The organism is Sphingomonas trueperi, assembly GCF_011927635.1.
In the GTDB taxonomy this organism is placed as follows: domain Bacteria; phylum Pseudomonadota; class Alphaproteobacteria; order Sphingomonadales; family Sphingomonadaceae; genus Sphingomonas; species Sphingomonas trueperi.
Genome location: NZ_JAATJB010000028.1, coordinates 1 through 17821 on the forward strand (window position 1 = coordinate 1; position 17821 = coordinate 17821).

At 65.1% G+C, this 17821-nt stretch carries 16 protein-coding genes and 2 pseudogenes; 13 read left to right on the plus strand and 5 right to left on the minus strand.

Features of this window, described 5'->3' with window-relative positions; translation table 11 throughout:
• The coding region (locus tag GGR89_RS21510; RefSeq protein ID WP_209092450.1) for a tyrosine-type recombinase/integrase at positions 1–986 on the plus strand (986 nt) is incomplete at its 5' end.
• A 221-nt stretch (positions 987–1207) separates the two neighbouring features.
• Positions 1208–1318: pseudogene (locus GGR89_RS21515) on the plus strand (IS3 family transposase); the annotation flags it as partial.
• 29 nt (positions 1319–1347) lie between these two features.
• On the opposite strand, the pseudogene GGR89_RS21520 reads toward GGR89_RS21515, so the two are convergent.
• Positions 1348–1793, minus strand: a pseudogene (locus GGR89_RS21520) (transposase); the annotation flags it as partial.
• A gap of 691 nt (positions 1794–2484) precedes the next feature.
• Between GGR89_RS21520 and GGR89_RS21530 the strand changes: the two are divergent.
• Positions 2485–3543, plus strand: coding sequence for a mannose-1-phosphate guanylyltransferase/mannose-6-phosphate isomerase (locus GGR89_RS21530; protein ID WP_206431285.1), 1059 nt, complete (start codon positions 2485–2487; stop codon positions 3541–3543).
• 59 nt (positions 3544–3602) lie between these two features.
• Positions 3603–3764: a hypothetical protein gene (locus tag GGR89_RS21535; protein WP_164521917.1), complete on the plus strand. Its 162-nt coding sequence runs from the start codon at positions 3603–3605 to the stop codon at positions 3762–3764.
• 85 nt (positions 3765–3849) lie between these two features.
• Here the strand turns inward: GGR89_RS21535 and GGR89_RS21540 are convergent, their stop codons facing one another.
• From GGR89_RS21540 to GGR89_RS22855, 3 genes are all read right to left on the minus strand, one after another.
• Complete coding sequence (locus GGR89_RS21540) at positions 3850–4989, minus strand: glycosyltransferase (protein ID WP_125978095.1); 1140 nt, start codon at positions 4987–4989, stop codon at positions 3850–3852.
• Positions 4990–5039: 50 nt separating this feature from the next.
• Positions 5040–6530 carry a lipopolysaccharide biosynthesis protein gene (locus GGR89_RS21545; RefSeq protein WP_125978093.1) on the minus strand — a complete coding sequence of 497 codons (1491 nt, stop codon included), beginning with the start codon at positions 6528–6530 and terminating at the stop codon, positions 5040–5042.
• An 84-nt stretch (positions 6531–6614) separates the two neighbouring features.
• On the minus strand, positions 6615–8126 hold the full coding sequence (locus tag GGR89_RS22855) for a DUF6418 domain-containing protein (protein WP_125978091.1): 1512 nt from the start codon (positions 8124–8126) through the stop codon (positions 6615–6617).
• A gap of 301 nt (positions 8127–8427) precedes the next feature.
• Between GGR89_RS22855 and GGR89_RS21555 the strand changes: the two genes are divergently transcribed.
• The gene (locus tag GGR89_RS21555) at positions 8428–10284 is read left to right on the plus strand and encodes a right-handed parallel beta-helix repeat-containing protein (protein WP_125978089.1); all 1857 of its coding nucleotides are present in this window, start codon (positions 8428–8430) and stop codon (positions 10282–10284) included.
• A 22-nt stretch (positions 10285–10306) separates the two neighbouring features.
• Positions 10307–10813, plus strand: a complete 507-nt coding sequence (locus tag GGR89_RS21560) for a serine O-acetyltransferase (RefSeq protein ID WP_209092452.1) — start codon at positions 10307–10309, stop codon at positions 10811–10813.
• Between the two features lie 15 nt (positions 10814–10828).
• On the opposite strand, the gene GGR89_RS21565 is transcribed toward GGR89_RS21560, so the two are convergent.
• Positions 10829–11542, minus strand: coding sequence for a metallophosphoesterase family protein (locus GGR89_RS21565; protein ID WP_241213655.1), 714 nt, complete (start codon positions 11540–11542; stop codon positions 10829–10831).
• A gap of 563 nt (positions 11543–12105) precedes the next feature.
• On the opposite strand from GGR89_RS21565, the gene GGR89_RS21570 reads away from it, so the two are divergent.
• The 7 genes from GGR89_RS21570 to GGR89_RS21600 all read left to right on the plus strand — a co-directional run.
• Entirely contained in the window at positions 12106–12603 is a 498-nt protein-coding gene (locus GGR89_RS21570) for a Ros/MucR family transcriptional regulator (protein ID WP_125978083.1), read from the plus strand.
• Between the two features lie 296 nt (positions 12604–12899).
• The gene (locus tag GGR89_RS21575) at positions 12900–13736 is read left to right on the plus strand and encodes a tyrosine-type recombinase/integrase (RefSeq protein WP_245201758.1); all 837 of its coding nucleotides are present in this window, start codon (positions 12900–12902) and stop codon (positions 13734–13736) included.
• 41 nt (positions 13737–13777) lie between these two features.
• Positions 13778–15088 (plus strand): EAL domain-containing protein, encoded by a 1311-nt coding sequence (locus GGR89_RS21580; RefSeq protein WP_125978082.1) that lies wholly within the window; start codon positions 13778–13780, stop codon positions 15086–15088.
• Positions 15089–15119: 31 nt separating this feature from the next.
• Positions 15120–15305 carry a hypothetical protein gene (locus tag GGR89_RS21585; RefSeq protein ID WP_125978080.1) on the plus strand — a complete coding sequence of 62 codons (186 nt, stop codon included), beginning with the start codon at positions 15120–15122 and terminating at the stop codon, positions 15303–15305.
• Positions 15306–15602: 297 nt separating this feature from the next.
• Complete coding sequence (locus tag GGR89_RS22745) at positions 15603–17030, plus strand: sugar transferase (protein ID WP_280741008.1); 1428 nt, start codon at positions 15603–15605, stop codon at positions 17028–17030.
• A gap of 23 nt (positions 17031–17053) precedes the next feature.
• A complete protein-coding gene (locus GGR89_RS21595; RefSeq protein WP_125978076.1) occupies positions 17054–17686 on the plus strand; it encodes a helix-turn-helix domain-containing protein in 633 nt (210 codons plus the stop codon).
• Between the two features lie 40 nt (positions 17687–17726).
• Positions 17727–17821 (plus strand): hypothetical protein (locus GGR89_RS21600; protein ID WP_167713054.1); only part of this gene is annotated, 95 nt, incomplete at its 3' end.

A 17821-nucleotide genomic window follows, 5' to 3' on the forward strand; every position in this document is an offset into this window, starting at 1 on the left:
CGAAGCCGAAGAGCAATATTATGCTGCCGCGGACAACCTCGATATGGCAGCGTGACTCACAACCCAACGCCTCCGGCAGACCCGGCGCGGTTCAGCTGGCAGAGGATTGGTTGGACAAGGTAGCCAAGCCAAACAACCGCTCCTGGCAGTTGCAAAAGCGACGCCTGGAGATCCACGTTCTGCCGAAGTGGGGCGACCGGAAACTGGATACTATCCGCCGTGCGGACGTGCGCGAACTGATCGAGTCGATCGAAGGCGAGGTATCGCCGAACCGGAACCTGACTTTGGTCCGCACGCTTCTTCGATACGCTGTCTCGCGGGACTGGATAGAGGCGTCACCCGCGGAAGCAATTGCCAAGCCAAAGATTGAGAATCCGCGCGACCGGGTGCTCGAGATGGACGAGGTGCGGCGGGTTTACGTTGGTGCCGACCTGCTGGGGTATCCTTTCGGTGGTTTCATCAAAATGCTCCTACTTACAGCACAACGCCGAACTGAGGTGGCGGAGATGCGCTGGGAGCAGATCAATCTGGACGCAGCGGTTTGGGTGATTCCATCGGAATCGGCGAAATCAGGCAGACCGCATCTTGTGCCTCTTTCGGCTCTCGCAGTTCGGTTGCTCCGGTCCGTGCCCCGGCTTGGGGATTACGTCTGGACCAGTGACGGCAATAGCCCGATCAGTGGTTTCGCAAAACTTAAGCAGCGGCTCGATGCTTTTCTCGCCGCGTCTGGGGGCGCGTTGCAGCCATGGGTGCTCCACGATTTGCGCAGAACTGCGGCGACACACATGGTGCGGTTGGGCGTCACGGAGACAATCGTTGGTCGAGTGCTGAACCACGCCGTGCAGGGCGTCACGGCGACAGTCTACGCGCTTCACAGCTACGCGCCTGAGAAGCGGGAGGCGCTTGATCGCTGGGCAGCAGACGTCCAACGGGAAATGGAGGGATGTAGCCCGCTATCCATTTCTGGTTCGGCCCATCCGCGGTGACATTGATCATCGATCAGCCGAACTTAGTTCACTATGCGCCGACGCCTCATTTCTCGACATGCTGTGGTGTGGCCGTCAGAAAAGCGAAAACTATCTTTAAAATCATGTAGGTAAGCCGATCAGATCAACCCTTTTGCTGGATGCGTTCCGCACCGGCGGCCCACGGGTCGCAAAGCGCCAAGGTCGCCACCTCGTCGACGGAGAGGTTGCTGGGCGGAGAGAGGGCTGACGTGTTCGATTACATCGAGCGCTTCTACAACCCCACACGCAGGCACTCGACCCTGGGCTATCTCAGCCCCATGGACTTCGAGCGGCAGGCGCATGTAGCTTAACCTCGTGTCCGAAAAACCGGCAGCAGCTCATAGCGGACATGCGTCTCGCAGATGGCCTTTATGCGCTTCTTGATCGCGGCCGGATCGGTGCGACGGGACTTGTAGTGGTAGTTCGAGGTGTCGAACGGCAGGACCTTGCAAGCCCTACGGATCGATACGCCCCAGTCCGCCAGCATCCCGCCGACCAGCTCGCGCTTCCGATCCGGCCTCAGAGCTTTCGGCGGACGATATCCTGCAGCATCTCCCGGTCGAGTGTCAGGTCCGCCACGATCTTCTTGAGGCGTCCGTTCTCCTCCTCCAACTCGCGCAGCCGCCGCATCTCCGTCGGCAACAGCCCTGCGTATTTCTTCTTCCAGTTGAAGTACGTCGCCTGACTGATCCCGGCCTTGCGGCAGACCTCCGCCACCGGCGTACCTTCCTCGCCCTGCTTGATGACAAACGCCTTCTGCGCGTCCGTGAAATTCGATGCCTTCATGCCACGCCCCCTTGCCCAGTCAAGGAAATCTTAGGCCGAAAACTCTAGCTCAAAAAGATCCAGTTTTCAGGTGGCAGAGCACACGCAGGAAATCAGCATCCGCGCTCTTCCCCAGCAGCGCCTGAACGCCCATCGTATCTTCGGTCATCGGAGTCTCCGTTGGTTGGATTTCGCAACCCAAACCTATCCGAAGATCTCCGATGGCCACACCTCAGATACACCACGTCCCGGGACGCGACCCACCAGCCCCGCGACCCTCAACGGCAATATAATGGCTGACAACGCGCGTGCGGGTCGCGCAAGACGGCGGTTGCGGCCGCATCAAACATGGCGACAGTAAGAGCCCGCGCGGGGGGTATCGGGCGGGCTCTTCACCGTCGTCGCTCAGAGCAGCTGCTCTGGCGCCAATGCGACCCGGCTAGTCCTATCTGCTCTACCGGTCTGCATATATGGAGCGGTTCGTGTAGTGCTCAAATATGCCGAAGTCTTGTCTGTACCAGATTTTCAGCCCTGGTCAAGTATCGCCAATGTAAATCAATAATACATCGCGCGACGGTTAAATTGGTATAAACCGCGTGCACGTAAATGCGGTGTGCCGTAAGATGCTTCGGCGGGAAGAGGGGACGGTTTCGAGCGTGATCAGTGTTTCTTGCCTCGAAGACTGCAGGATTGAATTCAGGAACTTTATCGAATGTCTTGCCGTACATTGATCACGCCCGTGATCCTTTCGGGTGGATCGGGAACGCGGCTATGGCCCTTGTCACGGCCGGAACGGCCCAAACAGCTGCTGTCGCTGACCGCCGAAGAGACGATGCTCCAGCTCACCGTGCGCCGCGCGTCGGGCGATCGGTTCACCGAGCCGGTGATCGTGGCCAACGCGTTTCATGCCGAACTGGTCGAGGAACAGCTTGCCGGCGTAGGTACGTCGCTGAAGGCGCTGATCCTCGAGCCGATCGGTCGCAACACTGCGCCCGCGATCGCGCTGGCGGCGATGGCGGCGGGTGGCGGCAGCGAACCCATCCTGGTGATGCCGTCCGATCACGTGATCTCCGATGTCGCGGCGTTCCATGCTGCCATCGACGCGGCGCTGCCGCTGGTCAACCAGGGCTGGCTGGTCACCTTCGGCATCACCCCGGACTCGCCTGAGACCGGCTATGGCTGGATCAAGATCGGCGCGGAGGAGCTAGCCCCGGGCGTCCACCGCGTCGATCGCTTCGTCGAGAAGCCGCCGCGTGACCGCGCCGAGGCAATGCTCGCCGCGGGCGACCATGCCTGGAACGGCGGTATCTTCCTTTTCCGCGCCGACATGTATCTCGGCGCGCTCAGCGTCTTCGCGCCGGAGATGCTGGTCGCGGCGCAGCAGGCGATGGACAAGGCGCGGCGCGAAGGCGCGCGCATCTTCCCCGATGCGGAAAGCTTCGCGGCCTGCCCGGCGGATTCGATCGACTATGCGGTGATGGAGAAGGCGCCGCGCGTCGCGGTGGTGCCGGTGGCGATGGGGTGGAGCGACGTCGGCAGCTGGGATGCGCTGCACGCGATCAGCAATCCCGATGCCGGCGGCAACGTGGTGCGCGGCGACGTCGTCGCGATCGAGGCTTCGAATTGCCTGGTGCAGAGCGAGCCGGGCAAGCGGGTCGCGCTGGTCGGCGTGCAGGACCTGATCGTCGTGGCATCCGGCGGCGACGTGCTGGTGCTGCCGCGCGGACGCAGCCAGGACGTGAAGAAGCTGATCGAGGCGATGTCCGGCTGACGGCGCCCGCCACGACCCGCTTCCAGACGCAAGTCCTTAGAAAACAAAAAGACCTGGCCATGAAAAAGAGCGAACTCTTCCAGATGCGGGTAACGCTGGACTGGCTCGCGCAGATCGATGCCTGGCGCAGCCAGCAGCCCGATCTGCCTGCCCGCGCCGTCGCCATCCGCCGCCTGATCGAGAAGGCGCTCGATCAGCGCACCCCGTCCAAACCCGAATAGCGGCATCGCCGGGCACGGCCGCGTGCGCTGGCCCCGAGCCAGTCTGGGAGGGCGCTCGGGCAGGATCGCCCTCGCGCCCCCCGGCTCAGCACTGCCGGTCGACAAACGCCTTGAAGTCCGCCTCGAAGCGCGCGCGGGAAAAGCCGCTCGCATGCGCGCGGATCGCCTTAGGCTCGAATCGCGCCGACCCCGCTTCGAACCGCAGGATCGCATCGCACAGGCCGTCCGCGCTCTGTTCGTCGAACAGGATCCCGCTCGTGCCGTCGATCACGGTGTCGAGCGCACCGCCCCGCGCGAACGCCAGCACCGGCCGCCCGCTCGCCATCGCTTCCACCGGCGCGATGCCGAAATCTTCCTCGCCCGGCATCAGGAAGGCCCGCGCCTTGGCGTAATAGTCCTTCAGCTCGGCAAAGCTGCATTGCCCGACGAACAGGGTGTTCCTGCCCGAGCGGCGCTTCAGGCTGTCGGTATCCGGGCCGGTGCCGGTGATGACGAGGCGCCGGCCCAGCCGCTCGCACGCATCGATCGCAAGGTCGATCCGCTTGTAGCCAACATGCCGGCCGGTGATCAGGTAATAGTCCTCCACCGCGTCGGCGAGATGGAATTTGTCGACGTCGACCGGCGGCGCGATGACCGCCGCCTCGCGCCGGTAATATTGCGCGATCCGCCGGGCGACATGGTGCGAGTTGGCGACAAAGGCGTCGACGCGGGCGGCGGACTGGAAATCCCACATGCGCAACCGCCCGATCAGGGCCGACATCATCCAGCGGACGAGCGCACCGGATTCGCGCCGATACTCGGGGAACTGGTCCCAGAGATAGCGCATCGGGGTGTGGCAATAGCAGATGTGCTTGGCCCCCAGCGGCACCAGCACGCCCTTGGCTGGGCCGGATTCGCTCGAGATGACCAGATCATATCCGCTGAGGTCCAGATTCTCCAGCGCGCCGGGCATCAGCGGCAGCAGCTTGCGGTGCATCTTCGTCGCGCCGGGAATCTTCTGCAGATAGCTGGTGCCGACCTTGCGGTCGCCGCAGAGCTTCCGCGCAACGTCCGGATCGGCGATGAGCGTGAACACGTCCGCCTGCGGGTAGATGTTGAGCAGCGAGCGCACCACCTGCTCGCCGCCCGCGATGCCGACCAGCCAGTAATGCACGATCGCGACCCTGGGCGGGCGCGTCGCCGCGTCGCTGCCGATGCGCGCAAGAAGGTCCGTTGTTTCAGCCATGCATCATTTCCCCGGTAAGATGAGTTCGGCGCGCCGCGGTGGCGGTCGCTTTAGGGTCGTCGTGACGCGGAGCGCGCCAGCAGCGCGCGAAGGATCGGCACGCGGTGCGCGGCCTTGCAGGCCGGCCCGAACTGGAATGCCAGCAGCAGCGCGCCATAGGCGATGCCGCCCGCGGCGATGAACGAGAGGGTGGGGAGCGCGCCGTGCAGCCCGCGCAGCGGGTACAGCAAGGCGCCCATGCCGATCGCGGCCGCGGCGATCTTCAGCGTCTCGCCGGTGACGAAGGCCAGCGGCATTTCCCGCTTCGACAGTACGAGGCTGACCGCGAACGTCACGAACTGCGCGGTGGACGCCGCCATGGCCATGCCCAGCACGCCCCATAGCCGCATCGCAGGGGGGGCGAGCAGAACCATAGTGACGAGCGTGATCGCCGGCGGCACCAGCATCAGCTTCATGCGCTTCTTGATCTGGAACACCATCGCCAGCTGGAAGGTGACCAGGCAGCGCAACAGCGACGCGATTCCCAGCAGCGGCAGGATGCGGCTCGCCTGGTCGCGATAGGCTTCGCCGAAGAGCAGGTCCGCGATTCCCGGGGCGAGCACGGCGATGCCGATCGCGGCCGGCAGCCCCAGGCCCAGCTGGAGGAGGAAGCTGTTCTGCAACACCCGTCCCGCCGCCGCGCTTCCGTCGCGCTCATAGCTTCTGACTAGCGTGGGATAGGCGGTCAGGTTGATCGCCATCATCACGAAGACCAGCGTCTTCTGCAGCAGGTCGGCCGGGGCCATGTAATGGCCGATCTCGGCGGCGCCCAGGACGCCTGCGATCAGGAAGCGATCGACGACGCTCGCGCCATAGGTGAGCGTGCAACTGCCGATCAGCGGCGCCCCCAGGCGGAGTGCCGCACCCAGTTCCGCCTTGCGGGCCTGCCAGGGCCGCAGGGTGCGCCAGAACCGGTCCAGCACCACGCCGGCGAGGACCACCGCCGCCTGGGCGGTGACCGTGCCCCATATCGCACCCGTCGCGCCATAGCCGAAGCTGGCGACGAGCACGACGCCGACGAGCAGCGAGAGGATCGACCGCGCGACCATCGAGGCGAAATATTGCCAGGCTTCGGTGCGGATGCGGCTGATCGTGTTGATCAGCGAAAGCGCCATTTCCGTGAAGGCGAAGGCGGCCACCACGGGAAGCACCCCGGGCGGGATGCCCAGGGCGGAAATGCCGCACGCCCAAAGCAGCATCGCCGCGCCCGCAACCACGCAGCAACAGGCGGCATAGAGCGCCAGCATCGCGTTCGCGCGCGCCGGGCTGATCTCATAGGGCTGGGTCGCGTCGAACAGCGTTCGCGCGCTGGTCAGCCGCAGCCATTCGAAGGCGAAGGCGCTCAGCAGCAGCGCCGTCGCGGAGACGAGCGAAAACGTGCCGAACTCGGCCGGCTGCAGCAGGTGCGTCCAGACGAAGAGGGCGACGAAGTTCATGCCGCTCGAAATGGCCAGCGCGGCGGTGGTGATGGCCGCGTTCGATGTCAGCGATGGTGTCGACATGGGGCCAGCATCAGGAGCGTGGGGTGCCGCCCGGTGCGCCTCGCGCAGGCGCGGACAGCGGGCAGGGCCGGAATGGGGCGCAATTCATGGGCGGCCGGGGGCCGGAATGCGATGGACGCGGCGCGGCGCGCGCGGCGGTTTCCGCCCGCCGGCGGTGCGCGCGATGGCGCGCAGGATGCTGTCGCGACGTTGCAGTTCCCAAAGGAAGAGCAGCGCGACGCCGATCGTGCCGAGCGTTTTGATGCCGAAGATGTTCCAGAGATACCCGTCGGCATAGGTCGCGTAGAGCGAGTTGACGGCGCGGCCCAGCAGCAGCGCCGCGATCCAGTTGGCGCGGGCCAGCGCTTGTGACAGAAACAGCAGCAGCAAGGCGTGGTACAGCGCCAGGAAGGTCGACGCCGCGATCATGCCGGACACGCCGGTCGTCATCATCATATACGGGTAGAGGGAGAAGACGAACCCGCTGTTCAGCTTCATGAGGCCGAGCATGTACTCCCAGGAGGTGAACTGCTTCATCACATAGTAGCGACCGAAATCGGTGCGGGCGATGCTCGGGTCCTGGGCGCTGGGCGTGAACCAGGTGGCGACATCAGCGGCGAGGGTGGGCTTGTCGAACGCGATCGGCCGCGCGAACGCCTTGTCGGTCTGGTACCAGAGCTGCCCCTGCAGCGCCGTGCGATCGGCATAGCGCTGCATCGCCAGATCCAGGTCCGAGGCTGCGCCATAGGCGAGCAGGACGGCGGGAATGGTGAGTGCGGTGATGATGGCGGAGCCCATCGCCAGCGATCGCACCGGAATCGGCCGGTCATGGGCGATGTGCACCAGCACCGCCGGGATGCCCACCATGCTGACGATGAGCACGAGCGACGTGAACTTTTCTCCGAACAGGATCGAGGCGGCCAGCAGCCACACGGTCAGGCCGGCAGCGCGCGTGCGATAGCGGGGCAGCGCGAGCAGGGGGCCGATGAAGGGCACCAGCACCAGGCGGTTGCGGATGAAGGCGCCGTAGAGCGGCGAATCGACGCGCCGCTCGTAGGAAAAGCGATCGATACCCGCGAGCAGCGGGAAGCCGTGCTGGAGCCCCGTCCAGAGCAGCAGCAGCGAGCACAGGATCGCCGATACCAGCAGGCCTTTCCAGATGAAGGCGGCATGGGTCTCCCACAGCTGCCGCGCGGCCCGAAACGCCAGGCGCAGGCGCGGCCAAAAGGCTTCGACCAGCGCGGCGATGACCCCGAAGAACAGGATGTACACGAGCAGCAGGCGCGAGAAGGCGCCGGTCGGGTGCCCGATCGTCTGGGTTTCGGTCATGAAGGCGCCGCTCTCGATCGCGGCGCCCGAAATGAACTCGGTGATCCGCAGCGCGAGCAGCGGCAGGCAGAACAGGAAGGTCGCCGGCGAGGTCTTGAGGATGCCGAAGCTCAGCGAGATGAAGATCGCCAGCGCCGCATAGGCCCATAGCGCCGACGGGAACAGCACCGCGGCGAGCGCATTCGAGCCGGCCACCACGAAATGCGCGGTAAGCACGAACAGATAGGCGCTGCGGCGGCGTGCTGCCGCCGGCCGGTGCCTGGCGCGCGCCTGTCTGCCGTGACGCACAGATGCGCGCCCTGCTGGATAAGACATGTCGGTTAAACTGTATTTATCCATGCCAAAAAATTACAATCAATATATTGCAGGTGGAAGTATCTCGAAGTTGATGGCGCATTGCACAAGGTAAGTATGTTGTCAATTAGAGTGTGACGTAGGTTTATTGCTGTCTAACTTCTGCGGTGCGTCAGATGGTCTGTGTAGCGTTCGAGATATTTGTTTCATTTGATCTGGGTGTGATGATCGAATAGGGCGAGCCGCGCGTCGGGTTTGGGCCGCGGCGCCGCGGCTTGGAGGCGGGGTCCAGGGCATGACGCATGAGGAAGGGGGCGTTCGGCCGATGGTGGTTGCCGTGCCGGTGATGGTGGTGCTGGCCCTGGGCGCGCTGGACGTGGCGGGCTCCGACGGCGCCTCGCCGCAATGGCGCACGCTGGCTACCGCTGCTCCGCTGAGCCCGGTCACCGGCGACGCGGGCGTGCTGCGCGAAACCTGGATCGGACCGGATGGCAGGAACATTTCGGTCGCGGTCGCGCTGCCCCGTGCGACGCCGGGCCAGCTCGTCGTGCAGGTGGCGCCGGGTGACGACGACGCCGCGGCGATCGAGGCGGCGGCCGCGCGGCTGCGCGCCGCGGGCGGGGGCGTGCTGTCGATGGCGCCGGGCGTCTACCGCATCCCGGTACGCGACGATCGGCCCGGCGTGACGCTGGCGGGGCTACGCGACGTCACCGTCGTCGGCAACGGCGCGATCGTCCGGTTCGACGGCTGGGGCAAGGGCCTGGTGCTGCGCAATTCCAACCGTGTCGCCGTTCGGGGGCTCTCGTTCGGCTATGCCCGCCCCGCCGTGCTTGCCGGGACGGTGCGGGGAAGCGGCGCGGCGCGGGTGGTGGCGTTCGACGACGGCCAGCCGCTCCCGCCGCCCCATGCCAAGGCCTATCAGATTTCCGTCCTGTTCGGCGCGACAGGGACGTATCGCGGCGGTCGCAGTCGTTACCTCTTCTACCGCGACGCTCTTGCCCTGACCCCCGCGAGCGGGCGGCGCTATGCCGTCCAGGGGCTGTCTGCGCCGCTGCGCGACGGTACCCGCGTCGCGGTGAAGCTCACCGCATATCTCGGCTCGGCGCTGAGCATCGCGGACAACCCCGGCGCGCCCGCCTCCAACGACATCGTCTTCGATCACGTGACGGTGCGCGACAGCCCGGGCATGGGCCTGTTCGTCGCGCGAATGGGGCGCGGGCTCGCCGTGGTCGACTCGCGCTTCGGCGAGGCGGGCGCGCCGGCCGCGACGATCGCCTATGACGGGCTGCACGTCAGCGGCATGGCGGGGGACATCCTGCTGCGCGACAACCGGATCACCCGCACCGGCGACGACGCCATCAATCTGGCGAGCCCGTTGTTCGCCGCATCGGCGGCCCCGCAGGGCGCGCTGCGCGTCCCGCTCCGCGGCGGCGGGCTGGCGCCGGGGGCCGATGTCGCGCTGTTCGACGGCGCGCTGGCCTATCTGGCGCACGGCACCGTGACCGATCGGCGCATGATCGACGGGCCCGGCGCCGTCGCGCGCGTGCAGATCGCCGCGCCCGGCGTTCGCCTCGCCGACGTCCGCTACGTCCGCGATCTCGGCCTGCGCGGCACCCGCTACGCCATCGTCAACAACGATATCGGCGCCTGCGAATGCCACGCCATCCTGGCGCAGGGGCCAAACGGGCTGATCCGCGGCAATCGCATGGCGGACACCGGGTTCAACGCGATCAAGGTCGCGACCAGCGCGTTCTGGAAGGAGGGGGCCGGCGCGCAGAACCTGATCGTCGAGGACAATGTGATCGCGGGCACCGGCGAGGACGTGCGTCGCGGCATCGTCGCCGCGGCGATCATGATCTACGCGGAGAGCGCGGATACGCCGCCCGGCCTGCTTTCCACCGCGGTCCATGCCGGGCTGATCCTGCGGCGAAACCGGATCTCCGGGCGGGCGCAGGGCTGCATCTCGGTAGCCAGCGCCGCCGATGTCGTGCTCGAGCGCAACGCCTGCGGCAGCCTGCGGGACATCGGGCGAGCGATCGGCGACGATGCGGCGCGGATGGTGAGCGGCGCCGGCATCTGGATCGACCCCTTCACGACGAAGCATGTCCGCGCGGCCGGCAACGGTCGGGAACAGACTTCCTCGGATCAGTAGCATCAAGCGAAAGGCAATGCAGATGGGTGCCGGTTGGCGCGGTGACCTGATGGTCAATTCCAGCAGAACAGGGCGCAAGGGCGCGATCCAGGCCTGGATCCGGAATCCCGGATTTGCCGTCGTCACCCTGGCGCGGGCGATGCAGCGCTGGCATGCGCGCGGGACCCCGGTCGGCAAGGCGATTTCCGCCTTGATCTGGTGGCACATCGTCCGGCGTTATGGCTGCTACATCTCCCCCGCCGCGCGGTTCGGATCTGCGTTGCGATTGCCGCATCCGGTCGGCATCGTGATCGGCGACGACGTTCGGCTGGGCGACAACGTCACCCTCTATCAGCATGTGACGCTGGGGCGGCGGAACGCCGCTCTTGCCAGCTATCCCGTGGTGGGAGACGGCGTCACCGTCTATGCGGGTGCGGTCCTGGTCGGCCCGATCACCATCGGGGAGGGAGCCGTGATCGGTGCCAACGCCGTTGTCGCCAGCGATGTCGCCCCCGGGAGGATTGCCCGCGTCCGGTCGGGCGATGCCTGACCTGCGCGCCCGCGTTCAGCCCTGAACGTCGAGGAAGCGGCGTTCGGGGCCATCGATGCACAATGCCGTCAGCTTGCCGCTCGCATAGGCGCCCGTGTCGATGCCGATGCGGTTCGCGCGGCAGTCGGGCTCCGGGCTGATGCTGTGGCCGTGGACGATCATCGCACCATGATCGGCGGTGCTGCGCAGGAACGGCGTGCGGATCCAGTGGAGGTCACGGGTCTGCTGGTGCTCGATCGGGATGCCCGGCCGAATCCCGGCATGAACGAAAACATATCCCCCCAAGGCGAGATGCGAACGAAGATTTTGAAGCAGTTCCAGGTGCGCGGCCGGAATGGCCGCGCGCAGCCGCTCGATCGTCGCTTCCGCCGGCATCGCCTGGAGTTCGAGCGGATCGATGCCATAGCTTTGCGCGCACGCCTCGCCGCCGAAGCGCAGCCAATCGCCCAGATGCTCGGCTGCGCCGCCGAGAATCGTCAGCAGCATTTCCTCATGGTTGCCCGAGAGCAGCGTCAGCGTCGGATCGACCTGCGATCGCGCCAGCAGCAGATCGATCACCCCCCGCGAATCGGGGCCGCGATCGATCAGGTCGCCGAGCAGGATCAGATGCTCCTCGCGGCGGGGGGCTGCGCGCCGCTCGGCGTCGATTCGCGCCAGCAACTGCTCCAGCAGATCGCGGCGTCCATGTACGTCACCGATCGCGTAGGCACGAACATCGCGCGCGACCACGAACCTACTCGATTTGGGGCGAGGGGTGCGAAAGGGCAACCGCAGCATGCGCATGGTTTACCCGGGTAGACCGGATGCGACCCTCGCCGCAACCATTCCCGCGCGTCTTACCAGCGTAACCAAGTTGGCGCCTTGCTATCCGGATAATCGCGTAGTTTCAATCGTGTACGCGGCTGCTTCATTCGATGGGGTACAGGCTTCTACGGAACCGACGCGCACTGACCGGCGTTATCGTCGCGGCCGCCACCGTCCGCGACCCCGGCGAGACAGTGGTATCGTTTTCATGACCAGCAATTCGAATCATCTCTTGGGCGTCATGGAGTGAATCGTATTGAATCGTAATACGTCAGTAACGATATCGTAAATTGAAAACGCAACATCTGGAAATCCGCAATGTACTAAATGAACGCGAGATTAAAGTGTGGTTTGGAATTGAAGTGTGGCAGGAGGGGGGTAGGAAATAGAGGGTTTCGTTTTGAAATGTGCGCGTGACCGGATGAGTTTTGCTGAGGATGACGAGTCCCGCGGTCTTTGGGCGATGAGGGTTGGGTGGGAGCTGACGGATGAAAGATGAGCCCGGGTTGACCGCTGTCGAATTGGCGACGCAGCTGACGATTGCATGGCTGGGAAACCAGAGCGATCCTGTCGCTGCGGAGCAGGTCCCGGCCTTTCTACGCAGCGTGCATGCCACCGTGATCGACCTCGCGAACGGATCGCCCGTCGAGGAACCGCTGGAGGTGCCGGAACGAAGGCCGGAGCCGTCGGCGCATGTTCCTGCCGTTTCCGTTCGCAAATCGCTTGCCTCGCGCGATCACATCATCTCGATGATCGACGGCAAACCCTATCGAACCCTGCGGCGGCACCTTGCCGCCCATGGGCTCACGCCGGACGAGTATCGCGCGCGGTACGGCCTTCGGCCGGACTACCCGATGGTCGCTGAAACCTATTCCGAGCGCCGCAGTGCCCTCGCGCGCGAGCTGGGCCTGGGCCAGAAGGGGCGTGCAGCGCGCAGTCGTGGCGTGAAAATTCCCGGCAGGGGGAAGCGCTGCGAGGCCGGCTGATGGCAGTGTCGGCGCTTCCCCCCTGACCAGCTGGACCTGAATTCGGGCGTTCCGCAGGCTTTGGCGGTCGCCCCCCCCGGGAGCACCCCTAATAGGCGAACCCTTCGGCGACACCCATTTTGCCTTAGGCGGATACTGCCACAGGCTAGAATGAAATAACCTAAGTGTGTGAATTAATGGCTTTTTTACTGTTACAGTTTAGCCAATAATGTATCACGCAAAAATGAGTACCAGTTTGCCAGCAGACAGAACGATTCATTTATAAAGCAAACGCGGTCGCTATCGGGAAGCCCGTAATGGAACTGATGATTTTCACTAATTGCGGAAAACGCAAATATTTAAACGGCAATGAGCTTGCTATGTTTGCCGATAAAGCACGCAATCTCGCGCTAGACGTTCAAAGCTTTTGCCTGACTATCGCGTATACCGGATGCCGCATTTCAGAGGCGCTTGCGTTAACCCCCGAAAACATCGATTTCGAAGCACAGGCGTTGATTGTGAAATGCCTTAAAAAGCGCGGCAAGATCGTATACCGTGGAATTCCGCTTCCCGTCGCCCTGCTCGACATACTTCGCAAGCAAGCCCTGCAAGTTGATGAGTCTACGCAACGATTATGGCCGTGGTCTCGCATGACCGGCTATCGCCGCATCCGCGAAGTGATGGAAAGCGCCGGTATTGTGGGCGATCATGCCAGCCCGAAGGGGCTTCGGCATGGTTTTGCAGTACAGGCCATCCAGGCGAATGTGCCCTTGACGATGGTGCAGCGCTGGCTGGGGCATGCCGATATCAAGACCACGGCGATCTACACATCGGCGATGGGCGCCGAAGAGCGCAGCCTGGCGGCGCGCATGTGGCGCGAGGAGGTGGATGGACAGACGGCGCCCCAAGCCTCCACGGCGGCGGCACCTGCAAGCATATCGGCGCGGCCCGAGCCGCCCTCGCCGCCTGCGCGCGCAAGAACCTACGGCACCGGCATGCGCTACAGGGTCCAATACCGGCCGGCAGCCGATGCCGCCGGAAATCCCTCGCAAGCCAGCAGGAAACAAGGGCTTTCGGCCGACCGCGCGTCGAAAAAAACGTTACTCAACCATTTACGCGATTGCGCACTGGTACAGTTTTGGCTAAAAAGGTAACAGACCTTCAAGTCAAGGGCGTGCGGTGGCGGAGGTACCTGATGTCGATCAGACATGAACATGGATGTGCATCGGAGGGCGCGCCCGCCAGCGCGGATATAGAGAAATGCACCGAGGCGAGTATCCGATGTGCAGAAAACGAGAGCGTATCGTTCACCGTAAAGATCTGTAATATTAATGAAATACTGAAATCATATGGTGCTGTTTCGGCAGCGCGCGTTGCACGGGCGGTATGTTCGGTGATCTCCCGTCTCGAAGTCGGGGGTGTGCCCGAACTGGCTGCCGATCATTCCATCTGCTTGACCCTTCCGCGGGCGCGGCTCGCGGACGCTGGTTCGCTGTCGGATGCCTGCCGGGGTTGGATCCGCCGGGTCTGTCGGTCGGTTGCGCTGGTCCCGTTCTGGACGGAATGGGGTGTCGTGCACGTCTGGCTCGCCGCCGAATGGTCGGCGCTGGTGGATGGCGTCGAGGCGCGCGGCGCGGACGGCATGTCCGGATTCTCCGGCGATGCGGTGACCGATCCGGGGGAGGGCGCGTCGCGCTATCGCCGCGACATGGCGGTGGCCTCCAAGCTGCTCTGCATGCTCGCGCGTGCGGGGGAAGATGGGCTGGGTGGTGGCGCACTTCGCATCGCCTGGCGGCCGGTCGTCGCGCGCGCCTCCTGCGAGGTCCTGTACTACCAGTCGACCGTTCGGCTCGAGGAAGCCGTCGCCGACGCCTGGCTCGCCCGTAACGTGCTGGCTGCCGTGGAGCGGATCGGCTTTCGCGGCATCATCGACGAGATCGTGGTCGGGGCGACGGTGGCCGAACTCGAGGCGGAAGCGTCCGTCGTGCTGTCGGCCTCGATTTCTTCGGTCGGCGTCGTGGGCAGCGCGTGGTGGGCCCAGTTGACCCGGCGTCTCGAACGGGCGCCGGCCATCGCCGCGCGTCTGGTGCTGGAGGTCGGTGAAGGCACGGCGCTGGCCAGGAGCGCGGAGGTGGGGCGCTTTTGCGAAGAGGCGCGCAGGCTCGGCTGTCGGGTCGCGATCACCGACTTCGGTGCGGGATATGCGTCGGTCCGCCAGCTCGTCGCCATCGCGCCGGACATCGTGAAGATCGATCGCGGGTTCGTCCGGCGTTCGACGACGTCACCGCACGACCGGGAGGTCCTGACGGGGCTGCGGCAGCTTGCTGCCGCCGTCGCACGGATCGTCGTCGCGGACGGGGTCGATACCCTGGCCCAGGCGAAGCTCTCGGAGGAGCTGGGTCTCGTCTGGCAGCAGGGCCATTTCTGGGGGCGTGCTTCGACCTGCCGTCCCTGGTGGGGGGGGCGCGTGTCGGCGCAGTCCGGTCCCGCGATGCTTGCTGTCTGAACGTTCGTGCAACGTAATTGAAGGATGCGCCATGGACTGGTCTGCCGAAAAAATCGATGTCGCCAAGTTAAGGTTGGACGAAGTCGACTTCGCGCTGGAGGATTTTCAGCAATCCAATGGCGAGGAGATTTCGGGGCCATTGCGCGGCGTGCTGATGGGCCTGCTGATGAGCGTGCCGATCTGGGCAGCCATCTTCATTCTAGTCAAGTTTTTCTGAACGGGGCGTGCCCGGTTCGGAGGGTCTGCAAGGGGGAGATCTCATGGTGAATCGATCAGTGGCCGTGGAGGTGGCGTGCGCAGCGTTGCGGCCGGTTGGCGCCCTGGCGGCTCGAGTCTTCGCCCCGCAGCCCGTCGGCCGGATGGCGCGGGTGGATGGATCGCGGGCGGGGTCCATGCGCGGCCGCTTGGCCCGACCGATGCGTCGCGCGGGCTGAGCGCTCTCGGAGCAACGCTTCATTCACGCAGAATCAACAGCTTGCCCGCGTTCGTAGCGCGCGGGGGGGCGGGGGGAACTATGTTAACTTCCAATCAGGCCCAGGCTTCCATCCTGCACGTGCCGATCTCGGGCGCTTCCGATCTGGAACTGGCGTTGCCTGGTGCCAAGTCGCTGCGGACGATCATTGTCAGCGTCAAGCTCGCCGCGGCGGATCTCGCGGGGCTGGCGGTGGGCTATGCCGGCGCCGCGCTGTTCGCCCACCATCTCGGCTGGCCGATGGGCGCGCGGCTGGTGCCGGTCATCGCGGGGATGTATTCGCTGATCGCCTTTTACGGACGCAGCTACGCGCCGGCCATCGCCACCAGCGCCGCGACCAGCGTCTGTCGCGCGTCGCTCGCGTTGATCGTGACGTTCCTGTCGATGGTGTTCGGCGCGGCGCTGCTCGGCGGGCTGAGCGCCGCTTGGCTGTGGCCCTTTGCCGGCATGATGGTCGCGATGATGCTGGGGATCACGACCGCGCGGGTCGCGCTCGCCATGGTGCTGTCGGCCAGGCGCTCGCGGTCGCGCGGCACGGGGCGGCACACGGTGGTGCTGGTGGACGGCGATCATCGCGGTCTGATCGGCGACGTCGCGGGCGTGATCGTCGACGTCGCGGCCCATGGTCTTCGCGCCGACGTGAACGACCCCGCCGCGCTCGCCCGGCTCGGCCGGCTGGTGGGGAATGCCGACCGCGTCGTCGTGGCGTGTGCGGCCGATCGTCGGGCGTCCTGGTCCGCCGCCCTTGGCGGTGCGAACGTGCCGGTCGAACTGCTGGTCGAGGAAATGGACGGCCTGGTCCCCCTCGGCGCCGGGATGTTCGGCGCTTCGCCTACGCTCAAGGTCGCCGCGGAGTCGCTGGCGCCCGAGGAGCGGTTGCTGAAGCGGCTGTTCGATATCGCCGTGGCGGGTGTCGCACTGCTGCTGCTCCTCCCCTTCTTCGCCCTCGTCGCGGTTGCGATCAAGCTGGATAGCCCGGGCCCTGTCTTCTTCCGCCAGCCACGGGTCGGCCGCAGCAACCGGCCGTTCCGAATGCACAAGTTCCGCAGCATGCGGGCCGATATGCATGACGTGCATGCCAATCGCCTGACGACCGGGCGCGACGACGATCGAGTCACGCGGGTCGGCCGCATCATTCGCGCGACCAGCATCGACGAATTGCCGCAGGTGATCGACGTGCTGCTGGGCCATATGAGCATCGTCGGGCCGCGCCCGCATGCATTGGGGGCGAAGGCGGGCGGCAAGCTCTACTGGGAAGTGGATGGGGATTACTGGCGCCGCCATTCGGTGAAGCCGGGCATTACCGGGCTCGCGCAGGTGCGCGGTTTCCGCGGCACGACCTTCGAAGAGGAGGATCTGCGCAATCGGCTGGCCTCCGATCTCGAATATGTCGAGAACTGGTCCTTCACCGGCGATATCTGGATCGTTCTCCGCACCTTCATGGCGCTGACGGGGCAGCGTGCCTTTTGAGCGGGCGCGAAGCGGTCTTGTCCATGGGCAAGCCTGTTGCGCGCAAGGCCGCCAACCAGCGCCGCACGCCGGATTTTCCAAAGCCTTTCGCCGCCGCCGGCGCGCGCCGGCAACATGAGAAGAGAGCCATGATCCATTCTGCACAGCTCGATATGGGGCAGCAACATGCTGCGCTGGCGCGTCCGCCTTCGGCCGAGACGCGGCGCTTGTTTCCGCGGCTGTTTCCGCGGGCGGGCTGCGGGACGCGTGAGATCGCGCGTCGGCTGCTGGCGGAGGCGGACCGTGGGGGGCTTCGTGCAACCCTGCTGCGCGAGGCCGCGCAGGAGTTGCTGAAGCTGGCAATTCTGATCGGTCCGGTTTCGGATATGCAGATCTGTGCAGATTATGTGCGCTCCAAGCTCGGGCTCCGGCATCGCGGGAGTGCGCTGCTGCTGCTGGAGTTGATGGAGCGTCCCGGCGTTCCGCACAGTGCGCCAAGTCTTGCGCAGACCGTGTGTACCAAGTCGCCAAACGCCTCAACCGTGAAGGTTTTCGTGCATGAACTGCGCAGGGTCCTGAGCAAGCTCGGTGTTGAGGAGGCGATCCGGCATCGTTCGCGCGAAGGCTATTATGTCGAGGAGGCCGCGATCTCGCACCTGCAGGCGCTGCTGCAGTGACGGTAAAACGTTGGAATAGTGTTCATCTGAGGATTGATTTGTGCGCATTGCGATGATCGGCACGGGCTATGTGGGCCTGGTATCTGGAGCCTGCTTCTCGGACTTCGGCCACGAAGTCATCTGCGTGGACAAGGA